9 protein-coding genes are annotated in these 13,434 nt (G+C 50.2%); 7 read left to right on the top strand and 2 right to left on the bottom strand.

What is annotated here, in order from left to right:
- The first annotated feature begins 111 nt into the window (after positions 1 to 111).
- On the top strand, positions 112 to 2,271 hold the full coding sequence (locus tag B7989_RS07715; RefSeq protein WP_088627957.1) for a glycosyl hydrolase family 8: 2,160 nt from the start codon (positions 112 to 114) through the stop codon (positions 2,269 to 2,271).
- Between the two features lie 153 nt (positions 2,272 to 2,424).
- Here the strand turns inward: B7989_RS07715 and B7989_RS07710 are convergent, their stop codons facing one another.
- Positions 2,425 to 3,846, bottom strand: coding sequence for a sugar porter family MFS transporter (locus tag B7989_RS07710; RefSeq protein WP_369829053.1), 1,422 nt, complete (start codon positions 3,844 to 3,846; stop codon positions 2,425 to 2,427).
- A gap of 148 nt (positions 3,847 to 3,994) precedes the next feature.
- Here B7989_RS07710 and B7989_RS07705 point away from each other — a divergent pair, with 148 nt between their 5' ends.
- Together B7989_RS07705 and ileS are read left to right on the top strand one after the other, a co-directional pair.
- Positions 3,995 to 4,486 carry a hypothetical protein gene (locus B7989_RS07705; RefSeq protein WP_088627955.1) on the top strand — a complete coding sequence of 164 codons (492 nt, stop codon included), beginning with the start codon at positions 3,995 to 3,997 and terminating at the stop codon, positions 4,484 to 4,486.
- Between the two features lie 102 nt (positions 4,487 to 4,588).
- Positions 4,589 to 7,774 carry an isoleucine--tRNA ligase gene (ileS, locus tag B7989_RS07700; protein ID WP_088627954.1) on the top strand — a complete coding sequence of 1,062 codons (3,186 nt, stop codon included), beginning with the start codon at positions 4,589 to 4,591 and terminating at the stop codon, positions 7,772 to 7,774.
- Positions 7,775 to 7,877: 103 nt separating this feature from the next.
- Here the strand turns inward: ileS and B7989_RS07695 are convergent, their stop codons facing one another.
- Positions 7,878 to 9,668 carry a glycoside hydrolase family 44 protein gene (locus tag B7989_RS07695; protein WP_088627953.1) on the bottom strand — a complete coding sequence of 597 codons (1,791 nt, stop codon included), beginning with the start codon at positions 9,666 to 9,668 and terminating at the stop codon, positions 7,878 to 7,880.
- A gap of 94 nt (positions 9,669 to 9,762) precedes the next feature.
- Here B7989_RS07695 and B7989_RS07690 point away from each other — a divergent pair, with 94 nt between their 5' ends.
- The 4 genes from B7989_RS07690 (at position 9,763) to B7989_RS07675 (ending at position 13,434) form a co-directional block, all read left to right on the top strand.
- The gene (locus B7989_RS07690) at positions 9,763 to 10,632 is read left to right on the top strand and encodes a hypothetical protein (protein ID WP_144264993.1); all 870 of its coding nucleotides are present in this window, start codon (positions 9,763 to 9,765) and stop codon (positions 10,630 to 10,632) included.
- Between the two features lie 227 nt (positions 10,633 to 10,859).
- Positions 10,860 to 11,441: a prepilin-type N-terminal cleavage/methylation domain-containing protein gene (locus B7989_RS07685; RefSeq protein WP_088627951.1), complete on the top strand. Its 582-nt coding sequence runs from the start codon at positions 10,860 to 10,862 to the stop codon at positions 11,439 to 11,441.
- Positions 11,442 to 11,449: 8 nt separating this feature from the next.
- Positions 11,450 to 11,980 (top strand): hypothetical protein, encoded by a 531-nt coding sequence (locus B7989_RS07680; RefSeq protein ID WP_088627950.1) that lies wholly within the window; start codon positions 11,450 to 11,452, stop codon positions 11,978 to 11,980.
- On the top strand, positions 11,977 to 13,434 hold the full coding sequence (locus B7989_RS07675; RefSeq protein WP_088627949.1) for a type II secretion system protein: 1,458 nt from the start codon (positions 11,977 to 11,979) through the stop codon (positions 13,432 to 13,434). The genes B7989_RS07680 and B7989_RS07675 overlap by 4 nt, the downstream gene beginning before the upstream one ends.

Raw genomic sequence — 13,434 nt, 5'->3', positions numbered from 1 at the left:
ACGTAAAAACGCCACTTTTGCAACTGAATTATTACAATTGAAACCTTTCCCAAAAAAGGTCTCTATTTTATATTTAAGAGTGGGTGTAAAAGTCATCAATAAGGAATAATTATGAAGAACACTTTCAAAATCGCTGCTGGTGCGCTTGCCCTTACGGCCGCCGCTGCCTATGCGGGTCAATACCCGTTCCCGCAGAACATGAAACATCCCCACGGCACGACTATTGAATATGCCGATACGGACATGATCAAGGAACATTACAAGCTGTGGAAACAGGCTTGGTACCAGGCTAGCAATGGTTGGGTGCTCGCTCCGGAAGGAACGTGTTCTACCGTTTCCGAAGCTATTGCATATGGTATGTTGATTACCGTCTACATGGATGATCAAGATGTTTTCAAAAATCTTTATAAGACTTGGACGGGCAACAGCGTCAATGGCGGCGGTATGAACTGGCGTATCGGTTGCAGTGGTGGCACCGGTACTGCTTCTGATGCTGACTTCGATGCCGCTCTCGCTCTCGTGATGGCTTCCAAGCAGTGGAATGATGCTTCTTACCTCTCTGCAGGCAAGTCCCTCATTTCTTGGATTGCTTCCAACGATATCGCTAGCAACAAGATTAAGCCGGGTAACCAGTGGAATGACGGTTTCAACCCGAGCTATGCAACGACTGCCAACTTCCAGCTCTTCCAGGATGTTGCTGGCGGTTCTTGGTCTAGCGTCATCTCCCAGGCTTATACGGACTTGAACGGTTGCCAGGATTCCAAGACTGGTCTTGTTCCGGACTGGTGCGACTGGAACTCCCACAAGCCGATTTTGACATCTGCAGCCGTTTCTAACGATATCGGTTTCTACGATGACGCCGCCCGTACTCCGTGGCGTATGGCTTGGGCTTATTACTGGTACGGCGATACCAAGGCTCAGGCTTTCAACAAGAAAGTCGTTGATTGGCTCATTCCGTCTACTCATACCGCTAGCGGTGTGAACTCTGGCTATGCTTATAAGAGCAACTCTTATGAAGCCGATATAAGTGTGAAGCGTAACTTTGTTTCTTCTACTTTCTCCGGCGGTCTCGGCCTTGCAACGTCCTCTATTTCTAGCGACGAAGCAAAGTCCTATCTCGGCACCGTTTACAGAGTTCTTAAGGAAAAGAAGAGCTGCACTACCGCTCAGGGTTGCGGTGAAGGCTCTGTCGAAGGAGAAAAGTACTATCCGGCTACTTTGAACATGCTCTACCTCCTCCTCTTGACTGGTAACATGCCTAACCTCTATAATACGACTGGCTTTGAAAAGTTCACTCCGGATCCGACCAAGGCTCCGTCTGTTTCCGACATCGAAGGTCAGCAGATGGCTTCTCGCGATTCTACTGTTGGTCTCTCCGGCTTCTGGAACTGGGGCGCCTACCACGACAAGCTTGGTATCGGTACCAAGATGGTTCCGGACTCTGGCTCTTCTCCGCTCTATCTGAAGGATGGCGCTATCTACGCTGAAGCTTCCATGGAAATCGGTCCGGAACCGGAATGGACTCAGGAAAAGGCTGATGCAGGCCTCCTCAAGTATCCGTCTGCCGGTATCGCCATGTCCTTCCTTTCTAACGACAAGAAGGGTGTTGACTTTACCAAGCTCAACATCAAGTCTCTCCGCGTGACGATGAAGGCTTCTGGCCCGATCCGTATGGCAATCCTTAACGAATTCACGGGCGAAGCTGGTGCAGAACCGGGTATCTACGTTCCTGTGAGCGGTGACTATGTCGCTACGACTTACGATCTGACTCCTTGCGATATGGGCTTCCTCGGTCGTGACAAGAGCTGCTCTTCTCCGAATCCGGATAGTTTGATCAACATCCTTTCTTGGGTCGACCAGGCTAAGGCTCCGGAAGGCTCCCAGATTCTTAAGGGTGTTACCGGTATCAAGTGGGAAGTCAAGGACGCTAAGGGCGGCATTGGCGAACTCTCTATCAAGGCTGTTGAATTCCTCGATGCTAGCGGCAACGTTGTTGATCCGGAAAAGATTACTGGCATCAAGATTTCTGACACGCCGAAGACTGGCATCCAGGCTGTTGCAGCTCCGGCCGCAGCAAAGATTACCGTTGCCGGTATGAACATCTCTGTTGAAGGCGCCAAGGCTGGCTCCAACATCGCTGTGTTCAACATGCAGGGTAAGCTGGTTGCTTCTGGCAAGGCTATCTTTGGCAACGCTGCCGTGTCCGTCCCGAGCAAGGGACTCTACATGGTTCGCGTTGGCAACAAGCTCAGCAAGGTTTCTGTCAAGTAACTCTGCTGAATAGCGAAAGATTATAAGCGAAGGTCCTCGGCAATGCCGAGGACCCTTTGCTTTTTATTTCAATCTAAATAAAAAGAGCAGCGTTAAACGCCGCTCTACTATCAATAATCAGTTGAGTTATGAGTCACAACTCATACCTCATACCTACATTTCTTCCAGTTCCTTGCCCTTCGTTTCCTTGATGAACTTGGCCACGAAGAAGATACTGAAGATTGCAAAGAATGAATACAGGGCGTAAGTCGGGCCGACGCCAATGCCGTCTTTGCCGGTAAGCACCGGGAACGTCCAGGTGACCACGAAGTTCGCGAACCACTGGGCCAGACCGCAAATAGCGATTGCGATGGTGCGGATGCGGTTGTTGAACATTTCGCCAAGCATCACCCACATGACCGGACCCCACGTTGCCGCGAAGAAGGTAATGTAGAGGTTTGCAGCAATCAAGGCGATAATGGCGGCCGTTCCCGGGAGCGTGCCGTCGGCACCTGCGCTCATAAAGCATACGGTAAGTGTGCTCAAGGTAATCGCCATGCCAATGCTACCGATCAACAGGAGTGGCTTACGGCCAATCTTATCGATAAGCAAAATGGCAACCACGGTCATCACCAAGTTCACACCGCTCGAAATCACGCTCGTAAGGAAGGCGTCGCTTTCGCCGAAGCCGACACTCTGCCAGAGCATGGTACCATAATAGAAGATGACATTAATACCCACCAGTTGCTGCAAAATGGCGAGTCCGAGGCCAGCCCACAGAATCGGCGAAATGCGCTCCTTGCCGTCAATAATCTTGATCAGGTCAATAAACTTGGGCTGTTTCTTGTTCTTGAAAGAAGACTGGATGGTTTCCACTTCTTTATCGACGCCTTCAGGGTTGATTTGTGCTAGTACTTTTTGGGCTTGCTCGATAAATCCCTTGTGGATCAGGTAACGCGGCGATTCGGGGAGTTTCCAGGCGGCGTATCCGTAAAGGATTGCCGGAATGATTTCGACCCAGAACATCACCTGCCAAGCCTTGACATGGCCAATCATCGGGTTGTTGGCAGAGCCTGCGATACGCACAATCAGGTAGTTCGAAAGAAGCGCCACGAAAATGCCTATCACGATGGCGAACTGCTGCATCGAACCTAGTCGTCCACGCAAGTGGGCAGGTGCTGTTTCGGCGATGTAAATCGGGGCGATGATGCTTGCCATGCCGATGCCGAAACCGCCTATCACGCGCCACAAGATAAAGTCAGAAATACCAAAAGGAATACCGGAACCGATTGCGCTTAACAGGAACAGGTCCGAGGCGAAAAGCATGCATTTTACGCGTCCGAAGGCGTCTGCAATTCGACCTGCAAAAAATGCACCGACAGCCGCGCTAATCAGTGCAAGTGAAACAGCCCAGGCGAGTTCATAATCAGTCGCATGGAAGTGTGCTTTAAGGGCTCCGTTCGCCCCGTTAATCACGGACGAGTCGAAACCGAATAGGAATCCGCCGATCGCGGCAGATAGTGTTATGAGAACGATATGTCTCATATTTGACCTTGCATTGGACATTAAAGCCCCCTTTTTGGTTGAAGGATTTATAGACAATATAAGTGCTGAGTGCTCCAAAAAGCAAGTTTTGGCGGCTTTTTTTATGATAAATTATATTCCAAGTTGGAATATTCGTGGTAAAAATCGGTGCTCAAATTTGTATTTTTGTATTACTTTTTTCGGATAGTTGGATTACGCAATGTCGGAACAAACATTAACAAGAGAATCGTTGGTGGAGTTCTTCGGCGAAGAAGAATTCAAAAAGTTGTGTAACCATGAGGCGGGTCACGCGCTTATTGCCTTTCTGTTTAAACGTCCCCTCGAATACGTCAAAATGGACAAGTCCAAGGAGCGCCCCGGCATTACCCACATCGCCGGAAGCGAACTCGAAGGCGATGCCCACATTGCCATGGCGGGCCATTTGGCTGAATTCCTGATGCGTAAGGATTTTGCCTGCGATCTGGATACGGTCATGAAGGATCTCCCTGCGGAACTCTACAAGAGCGATCCGGACTACCAGCGTTTTCAGGCGGCCTGCTACTATTTTCAATTGTCCGAGGCGAACGTGGTCGAGCAGCTTTTCAACATTCTGATGGCTTGCCGCAAGTCGCTATGCGAAATTGCCGCCGCCCTGAACGCAAGAGCCTACCTCAGCCGCGCCGATATCGAAGAAATCCTGAAGAAAGGGTAGCCTAAAGCGGTAAGCCGCTTTGCCATAGTTCCCGCTAATTTCTATCTTTACGCCCGAAAATTTAATGCCCGTGGCGCGGTGCCGCGGGGTTTGAGGTAACCCATGTTTCGTGAAGTAAAGAAAGAAGAGACCTTCCCGCAGATCGAAGAGCGCGTGCTCGGATTGTGGGACAAGGACGAAAGCTTCAAGAAGTCGCTTGACAGCCGTCCGGAAACCGAACCGTACACTTTCTACGATGGCCCTCCGTTTGCAACGGGCCTTCCGCACTACGGTCACTTGCTTGCCGGTACCATCAAGGACATCGTTCCGCGTTACTGGACCATGAAGGGCAAGAAGGTTCCGCGCGGTTTCGGTTGGGACTGCCACGGTCTTCCGATTGAATCTCTCGTGCAGAACGAACTCGGTCTCGCTGGCGTTGCCGAAATCCAGAAGCTCGGTGTCGATAAGTTCAACGAAACTTGCCGCGGCAAGGTGCTCAAGTACACCAGCGAATGGAAGAAGACGGTGCGCCGCATGGGCCGCTGGGTCGACTTCGACAAGGGCTACAAGACCATGGACAAGAACTTCATGGAATCTGTGTGGTGGGTGTTCAAGCAGTGCTTCGACAAGGGCCTCATCTACCAGGGCTACCGCATCCAGCCGTACAGCCCGGCGCTTGCCACCCCGCTTTCGAACTTCGAAACGAACCAGGGCTATAAGGACCGTCAGGACCCGTCCCTCACGCTGATTTTCCCGATTAACTCGAACGAGCCCAAGTTCAAGGACACGAGCATCCTCGTGTGGACGACGACCCCGTGGACGCTTTACTCCAACTTCTGCATCGTTGTGGGTCCGGACATGGACTACAACCTGGTGGAACAGGACGGCAAGAAGTACTGGATTGCCGCTAGCCGTACCGCCGCCTACTTCAAGAACCCGAACATCGTTGATACTTGCAAGGGCTCTGAACTTGTGGGCAAGGACTACGAACCGCTCTCCCGTATTTCCGATGCATTCGTGACGCCGGACCAGTTGTCCCGCCACTACAAGATTTACCCCGCCGATTACGTGAGTACCGAAGACGGTACTGGCGCCGTGCATACCGCTCCTTCCTTTGGTGAAGAAGACTTTCAGAAGGGCGCAGAACTCGACCTCGGCCTTTTCGACCCGCTCGATACCGAAGGCAAGTTCACGGACAAGGTCCCGATGTGGAAGGGCATGGGCGCCAAGGAAGCCGACAAGGAAATAATCCGCTTCTTCAAGGAACAGGGCCGCGTGTTCAAGCAGGACGTGATTGTCCATAGCTACCCGCACTGCTGGCGTACCGGCGTTCCTCTGATTTACCGTGCCCTCAAGACGTGGTTCCTGAAGATCGACGCGCCTGTCACGAGCAAGGACGGCGTGACCAAGACCCTGAAGGAATGGATGGTCGAAAACAACCAGACGGTGAACTGGGTGCCGGACCACATCAAGAATGGACGCTTTGGCAAGTGGCTCGAAGGTGCCCGCGACTGGAACCTTTCCCGTAACCGCTTCTGGGGTACACCGATTCCGGTGTGGCTCTCTGACGACGGCGACATGATTGCTGTCGGTTCTATCGAAGAACTGCAGCAGCTCACCGGCGTGAAGCTCGACGACTTGCACAAGCACTTCGTGGACAAGCTCACCATCGAAAAGAACGGCAAGGTCTACCGCCGTACGCCGGAAGTTTTCGACTGCTGGTTTGAATCCGGTTCCATGCCGTATGCCAGCCGCCATTACCCGTTCGAAAACAAGGAACTCGTGGAACGCAGCTTCCCGGCTGACTTCATTGCCGAAGGCCTCGACCAGACCCGTGGTTGGTTCTACACGTTGACCGTGCTTTCTAATGCTCTGTTCCAGAAGCCGGCATTCAAGAACGTGATTGTGAACGGTATTATCTTGGCCGAAGATGGTTCCAAGATGAGTAAGTCCAAGCGCAACTACCCGGACCCGAACGACCTCATCGAACGCACGGGTGCCGACGCCATTCGCTTGTTCATGATCAACTCCGCCGCTTTGAAGGCCGAAGACCTGCGCTTCAGCGAAGAAGGCGTGAAGGGCATCGTGAAACAGGTGATGCTGCCGCTTTGGAACGCTGTGGCATTCTTTGTCTCTAACCACAACGCCGACGCCGCCAAGGGCCAGTTGAACTGGAAGCCCGGTCAGGAAGTCAAGAGCGACAACGAACTTGACCGCTGGATGCTTGCAACGCTGCAGGATTTGGCCGCCAAGGTCGAGGTGGAAATGAAGGCCTACCGCTTGTACAACGTGGTGCCCGCCGTGATTGCCGCGGTGGATGACCTCACGAACTGGTACGTGCGCCGCAGCCGCCGCCGTTTCTGGAAGAGCGAAAACGATGGCGACAAGAACGCTGCCTACGCCACCATGTACAAGGTGCTGGTGGACTTCTCCAAGATCCTCGCTCCGTTCCTCCCGCTTCTCGCCGAAGAAATCTACCAGATTCTCGTCCGCGAAGTGGATGCCAACGCCCCGGTGAGCGTGCACCTCTGCGAATTCCCGAGCGCCGACAAGTCCCTCATGGACGAAAAGCTCGTGGAACGCATCGCCATGGTGCGTGGCATGGTCGAAATGGGTCGTGTGATTCGTGCTACGAACAACGTAAAGAACCGTATGCCGATTGCCAGCATGACGGTGGTTGCTCACGGCACCGAAGAAAAGAACGTCGCTGAGACCATGAAGGACTTGATCCTCGAAGAACTCAACGTTCGCGAAATGAAGTTCCTCGAAGACGAAACCAAGCTCGTGCAGCTCTCCGCCAAGCCGAACTTCCTCGCTATCAAGGCGAAGGGCCCGGATTACGCGAAGAACATGAAGGTGATTTCTGCCAAGCTGAATTCGCTGAGTGTTGATGAAATCAAGGCTCTCCAGGCTGGCGAAACCATTAAGTTCGACTTCGGTGAAGTCGGTGCCGATTGCTTGATGCTCAACCGCATCGTGGCCGACGGCATGGCCGTGGAAGCCAACCAGCACTTCACCGTGGCTCTGGACCTCAAGATCACGGACGAACTCCGCCGCGCCTGCGTGGCCCGCGAACTCGTGAACCGCATCCAGAACCGCCGTAAGGACCAGAACTACGCTATCTCCGACAAGATCGAAGTGACGCTGTTCTCTGCAAGCGAAGTCTTCAAGCAAGCTGTCGCGGAGAATGAAGCCTATATTGCCGGTGAGACCCAAGCGGTCGCTATCAAGTGGGCTGCCGCAGCCGATGGCTTGGAAGCGAATGATGCCGACGGGGAAGCCTTCGCCTTCACGACGGTTCGCGCATAAGAGCCCGAAGCAATCTCAAAAAGACTCTAAAAACGCTCTTTCTTTGCGGAAGGGCGTTTTCTTTATTATACGGAAAATCCCGCTTTAAGGTGGAAACTATTTATTATCGCAGAATGTAGAACCCGGGGCTTGTGCGGGTGTGCGTGACATTTCGGCCCTTGGTGTCGAAGCGGCTCGTGTTTCCGTATTGGGGCGCGGGACGAATCGTGGCTTTTGGCCTGATGGCGTCAACGACGGTCGGGCTGTTAGAAGTGAGTAGCACTGCGGTAATCGATTTGGCGGGGAGCGTCATCCTGAAACTGTTAATGCTGTAGCTTGTCGCAGTGGTCGTTCCGCCCTGCGCATTTGCCTCAACTGCGTTTTCTTTCAAGGCATTGCTTGTGTGCGAAACGAATGTTTCGCCTTGGAGATTTTGCAAGGTGAGCGTTTTGACCTTTCCGTCGGAGGCGAAGTTCGCAAGATCGAGGTTGATTTCTTGTGCGTCCTTTTCGGCGCGGTTCACGAAGATGACTGTGAGCGAGTCGCCCTTGTTGCTGATGGAACTGTAGGCAGACACTAGCGAGTCGTTGCTGGAGGTGGACTGCACGCGGTTCGGGTGGCCGTAGCGGCTGAACAGGTGCACCGTTTCGTACATGCCGTCGCCCCATGTCCACGGGGTGAAAATCTCGACACCGTTGTCCTGCATGGTTCCGAGGAAAGACGCATAGATGAGCGCTGTCACCATAGGATCAGAATCGTTCAGGTCGGTTTCGGTAATGCCGAGCGTAATGCCGTGATCCTTGCCGAAATATTTTTCGAGCCAGTCGTTGATACGCTTGAAGATGTATTCCTTTTGGTTGTCGTTGTCCCAGCCGCCGTTCACCATCTTGATCCCGTTTGCTCCGGGATAGTTATAGGTGGTGTCGAATAGAACTCGATGCCAGTTCACGCGCGATTCGTAATCTTTTTCGCTCGGGTACCAGTGAATGTCGAAAACATCGAGCAGGCGAACGCCGGATTTTTTCTGCTCTTCGGCGATTTTCATGATAAAGTATTCTAGCCAGCAGTAATCGCGATCGGGGCCTTTGGGTCTATCCTGTTTGTTGTACGAGGACACGGAGCACCAGAACCATTCGTTTGCGACCACCGGGCCGGTGAGCTTGATGTCGCCCCAGGCGGCGCGGGCCTTCTTGGCGACATCGATGTAGCGTTCAACGAGAAAGTCTCCCGTGACAGGCAAATCCAGGTCGGAATGCGTGCCGCGCCAGATTTCTATCTCGTTGTCCATGCTCCAGTATTTAAAACGGCTCATGTCATACTGGAGTTCGTCTTTCCAGTGCGGAATAATCGCGACGGTCGAGTCGGCGGGCCATTCCATGTTGTAGAGCGAGGCATCGCCTGCCTTGATGAGTGTTTCGCCATCGTCGGAAACTTCGCCGCCGCCCGCGAGGTCGAATGTCTGCGACGGATAAGAGCCGTGCTCCTGTTTCCAGTTCCAGTCGGGGAAATTGTATTCGGTGCTGCTGGCTGCATAGCCCGTGAGCTGGAAGGCGTACATCGCGTCGACCCCCGGCATGTTGTCGAGAACCTTTTGCGCGGTAATCGCCCAATCGTGCGAGTAGACGTTGTTGAACCAGTCCGGGTGAACCGTCATTTTGTGGCGCCAGTTGTAGCGCGTGGCGTTGTTGCCGTTGTTCGCGCGTAAAAAGTGAATGCCCGCATCGAGCATTTGGGCGATAAAAGCCTCTTCGTCTGCGTCGCTTTCAACCTTGGTGTCACTCACCTTGTCGATGTTTCGCCCGTAAAGGTACGGCGAAATTTTCTTGATGCCCTTTTGTGCGTCGACGGAAATGTCGATGGCGGCGGTGGACAATGTTGCAGCACTTGCGATGATTGCGGCTAGAATACGTTTCATAAAACAACCCTTTTAAAAACAACCATTCTTTAAAATAATCTCTTTTTTAAAAAAAAGGTTCCTTTCTTAAAAACGAATATATATTTAATGTTGTATGAAACATTTATGCGCCCTTCTGTTAGGTTCTATCCTTCTCGTTGGCTGCGGCTATACGAGCCATTACGCCCACGTAGAAAAATTTGAAATGGAAACTCCTGCTGCTCCCGAAATCCGCGGTGCGGGTAATTATAAAGAACCCAATACCGCTAACGTTCGCTTGTCTGCAAACGTACACGCGGGTCCACAAGATAAAGAACAGCTTCACGGCCTCAGAAACTCCATGGACGGCTGTGGCGATCTTACCAGGTGCAGGGGCTATAAACCCGAAGAAGTTAAAGAAAAAGTAGACGGCACCTACAAAATAATGTACCCGTATGTAGAGGCCTCTTTAGATTACATCAGCAAAAAAGATCTCTTCCTTTGGGGCTTTACTTTTGCTCTCGATAAAGGGCTGTACAGCAGTCTTATTTTAGGTATAAACACCAAGTATTTCGAAGTGGGTGGCTCGCTAGGTATGTGGATGTATTTCCGCAAATTCAATTATTCGGGAACAACATACGATTGCGACACCTTCCTAAGCTCGGATCGTTTAGACAAATATCCGTTTGAGTCGTCCAATGGCATGGGAACGGTCATTACCTATGGCGGGTACGCCAGCACCTATTATGGCCCTTACTCGCTGAATTTCTCGGTAAACATTTATCGGCCTGACCCCTCGTATCCTGGAGACGATGACGACAATGTTTCCAGATCGAGTGGCACTATATCTGAATTTGACTTCCCGCTCGTCGTGACAGGATACCTTACTGCCGGCTACCGCATCAATGAGAATTGGGAAGTCCGTTTGGGCGCCTCCAATATCGTTGGCGAGCTCCCTGGCTGGCATTGGGGCGCAACGGGCGGCTTTAGCTACTATACCAAATAATCTTACAAAAAACTTGCAATTTTAAAGGGTGTGCGGAAAAACACCCTTTTTACTAGAAAATTTACAAAAAAGTGGCGAATTTTTGAATATTTCGCCATTTTTGTAAAAATTTTGAGCGTTTTGTAAAAAAATAAGTTATTTTAGAAAAAGGCTGCCGAAAACCCCTGGGTTTAGACGCCAACAATACTTTGTTCTATTTTTGACTTGAAGTTGTGTAAGGTAGGTATATGGTGTTTGCAAAGCGAACAGCTTGTTGTACTAAGGCGGGTTACACCCTAGTCGAAGTCCTTGTGGTTGTATCCATTATGGGCATTCTCTCGGCTATGGGAGTAGCGGGGCTGCAAGGTGCTGTTGCAAATGCCCGCATTAAGGATGCTGCCATTAATACCGCAGCCTTTGTCGAAAGGGTGGCGAATGAGTCCAATAAACTTTCGGCTGTGTTGTGTATGAAGGTTCCCTCCGGAAACCATCAAAAGATTTATGTGGTGCGTGATGACCAAAAAAAGGATTGTACCACTCCGAGTGACGGAATAATAGACTCTTTAGTTCTAGATCCACCAAGTCAGTTCGTGGGCATGGCTAAATGTGGCCCGGTTACCCAGGATTGGTTTACTGCATATGGCGTTTTTAAACCTCGCTTAGGTATTGCTGCCACTCCTCCTGAAGGTGGGGCTTGCGTACAGTATGGTGATAAGGATGTCTATGGCGCTGTTCGTAAGGATAAGAAAAAAAATTGGGTGATTCCGATGTGGAAGGTGAACCACGACGGCACTAAAGACAGTGATTGGAGCAACTGGGTTGAACTGTAGGTGGTGTTATGGTGAAGGTGAGTGGACATTTGCAGGGTAAAAAATGCCCGTGCAGCAAGCAAGGCTTCGGCATTGTCGAAGTGCTAATAGCAGCTGCTGTGCTCGGTTTTTTATACGTAGCTTTGCTCAATTTACAGGGCGGCAATCGTGAAGCGTTGCTGCGTATTCGTGGCCGTGATGGGGCTACTGAAGTTGCTCAAAATATTATAGATTCGCTTGGTGCTTTAGGAATTGCAAACCTTACCGATGAAAAGTTGAAGAATGGCGCAGGTGTGATTCAACCCATTATTATTGATCCTATTAAACGTACCTGGGAAGGACAACCCGGTGTGTTGAGCCATAAAATGACTGTTGATTATAGGGCTGAAGTTACTGTGTCGCCGGACGCGGAATATACTGCTAATACGGGGTCATTGCTTTTGTCTGCTATGAGTTCTAGCAGTTATTCTCATGTGTATGCCAAAAGGCTAGATGTTAAAGTGAGTTGGCATTTTAAAAATTCGGTTCAGTCTATTACGGTTTCAGGGGTAATTCGATGAGTTGCAAACGTCATTGCGAGCGCAGCGCGGCAATCCATAAGCAGGGCTTTACGCTTATGGAGTTGCTTGTCTACATGGCTATTGTAGGCATTATTGTCGTTGTTGCTGGAGAAGCGTTTAGTAATTCTACCAAGTTCCGCATTCGTACGGATAATATGATTAAAGCGAATCAGGTTGCTGAAAATGTGGGAATGCTCTTGAAGGATGACTTGGCTCAAATGGGGGCCAAGAGCTCATTGGAATCTGTAGGGGCCTCTTCTAGTGATTATTTTGATGTCTCTCATATTTCTGATATATACATGGATCCGAATAACGCAATCGACGTTAAGAAGGATTCCTCGTCATTTAGGATTGTGAACAATGCCACGACGGGAAATACGGATAGTCTTATTTTTAGGCGTTTACGTTATGATACCCTTGGCCATTATGAAGCTATAGAAGAGGTTGCTTGGTTTTTAACGACTGCAAATAATTCCACGACTTTAAAACGTCAGTGTGTTATTTTGGATAAGAAGAGTACTTCGGTTAATGATTATCCTTGTGCGCCCAAAGGCACAGATGGTGCTGCAATGGAAGAATACATAACAGAAATGGCTACGGAAATTAAGGATTTTATTGTCCAGCCGGGTATTCCGTTGATTCGTAGTGATGTTGGCAATTTGGATTACAGACAAGAGCAAATTTTCCCGCCAGGAGGTGGAAATGCATTTAAATTGTATCCTCGGTATGGTGAAACAAATTTGGAACCTCTTTTGGTAAGTGAGGGAGGGCAATCTGTAACGCTGAGTGGATTTTCGACAAATTACAATATGTCAGAAGGACTGCCTGTTACCGATGGTCAGTTGAAACATCAGGTTATTGTCCTTCAGAATACGGGTGAGTCTGATTCTTGGGCAGCTCTTTGTAACGAAGAAGGCAATAATTTTACATTTGCGCCAAATGAAGAATATGAAATCTCATTTAAGGTTCCGTACCCGAATTCGGGGTCGGGGACTTCGGACAATATGCAGATGTTCGTTCCTGGTCGAGATCATATGTCAGTTGGCTTTGTTCATTTGAATGGGACGAAACCGACAAAATTAAATGACTTTATGTTTTATCCACCATCTAGTAGTGATGGCTCTAATGTGGAACGTGTGATGCGTTTTACGGTGCCAGATTCTATAAAAAAAGTGTGTATGATGTTTACCTTTGCCATATACTCACCTGTAGTGGCTAAGGGGTCTTTGACGATAAAAGATCTTCGTCTTAAACGACGTACTTCGGAAAACTATACTTTTGGTAAAGACAAATTTGGCAGTGTAGTCACTACTATCAAAGAAAATGACAAACAGAATGTAAAGGCATTCAAATTAACCTTATCCATTAAGCGAGGTGCCAAAGCTGGTGGCAATGGAGAAACCGGCGAAGTCACCTTGGTAGTCCCTGCGCCTAGTAACGGCCCAAGAGACTAG

Source organism: Fibrobacter sp. UWB5, assembly GCF_002210295.1.
GTDB lineage: Bacteria > Fibrobacterota > Fibrobacteria > Fibrobacterales > Fibrobacteraceae > Fibrobacter.
This window is presented reverse-complemented; position numbering and strand designations above follow the sequence as displayed.

What these genes read in the sequence shown, in the direction of transcription:
- B7989_RS07715 (WP_088627957.1), top strand. Translation starts at nt 112, where the DNA reads ATGAAGAACACTTTCAAAATCGCTGCTGGTGCGCTTGCCCTTACGGCC.
- B7989_RS07705 (WP_088627955.1), top strand. Translation starts at nt 3,995, where the DNA reads ATGTCGGAACAAACATTAACAAGAGAATCGTTGGTGGAGTTCTTCGGC.
- ileS (WP_088627954.1), top strand. Translation starts at nt 4,589, where the DNA reads ATGTTTCGTGAAGTAAAGAAAGAAGAGACCTTCCCGCAGATCGAAGAG.
- B7989_RS07695 (WP_088627953.1), bottom strand. Translation starts at nt 9,668, where the DNA reads ATGAAACGTATTCTAGCCGCAATCATCGCAAGTGCTGCAACATTGTCC.
- B7989_RS07690 (WP_144264993.1), top strand. Translation starts at nt 9,763, where the DNA reads ATGAAACATTTATGCGCCCTTCTGTTAGGTTCTATCCTTCTCGTTGGC.
- B7989_RS07685 (WP_088627951.1), top strand. Translation starts at nt 10,860, where the DNA reads ATGGTGTTTGCAAAGCGAACAGCTTGTTGTACTAAGGCGGGTTACACC.
- B7989_RS07680 (WP_088627950.1), top strand. Translation starts at nt 11,450, where the DNA reads ATGGTGAAGGTGAGTGGACATTTGCAGGGTAAAAAATGCCCGTGCAGC.
- B7989_RS07675 (WP_088627949.1), top strand. Translation starts at nt 11,977, where the DNA reads ATGAGTTGCAAACGTCATTGCGAGCGCAGCGCGGCAATCCATAAGCAG.